The organism is Nonomuraea sp. KM90, assembly GCF_052246675.1.
In the GTDB taxonomy this organism is placed as follows: Bacteria; Actinomycetota; Actinomycetes; order Streptosporangiales; family Streptosporangiaceae; genus Nonomuraea.
On record NZ_JBQQCB010000412.1, the window covers coordinates 1 to 657 of the forward strand.

Below are 657 nucleotides of genomic sequence, written 5' to 3' on the forward strand. Positions count from 1 at the left end.
CCTTCGCCGAGAACGGCACCTGGCAGCTGGCCAACGCCAAGGAGACCGGCTTCGAGTACGGCATCATCCCCATCCCGTCGAAGGCCGGCGGCACGGCGCCCGCGCCGACCGGCGGCGAGTTCGTCAGCGTGCCGGTGCAGTCGGACACCGCCCGCTACGCCACATCGCAGAAGCTGGTGGCCTGCCTGACCAGCGCCGACAACGCCTACACCACCGACACCACTCTGTCCTACATCGCCGCCACCGAGGCGGTGCAGGCCAAGCAGGTCTCCGCCACCCCGGAACTGCAGGTGTGGGTGGAGGCGGTCAAGGCGGCCAAGGGCCGTACCAGTGACGACCTCGGGACGAAGTATCCGAAGATCTCCGAGCCGATGTGGGGCGCGGTGCAGGCCGCGCTGAGCGGGTCGAAGCCGCCGCAGGAGGCCATGACGGCGGCGCAGTCGGCGGCGGCGAGCGCCATCCAATGAGCACGCAGATCCCGATGGCTCTGGACCGCACGGCGGCCCGGGGCCATCGGGCCGCACGCCGGAGGTCGGGTCAGTGGGCGGCGTGGGCGTTCCTCGCCCCCGTCGTGGCCTACCTGCTGGTCTTCTACGCCTATCCGTTGTTCCGCAACGTGGAGTTGAGCCTGCGCAGCTACACGGTGCGCTCGTTCGT

1 protein-coding gene and 1 pseudogene are annotated in these 657 nt (G+C 70.2%); both read left to right on the forward strand.

Features of this window, described 5'->3' with window-relative positions; translation table 11 throughout:
- On the forward strand, positions 1–467 hold a 467-nt coding region (locus ACTWPW_RS64510), incomplete at its 5' end, for an extracellular solute-binding protein (RefSeq protein ID WP_443175085.1).
- Positions 464–657, forward strand: a pseudogene (locus ACTWPW_RS64515) (hypothetical protein); the annotation flags it as partial. The gene ACTWPW_RS64510 and the pseudogene ACTWPW_RS64515, both read left to right, overlap by 4 nt.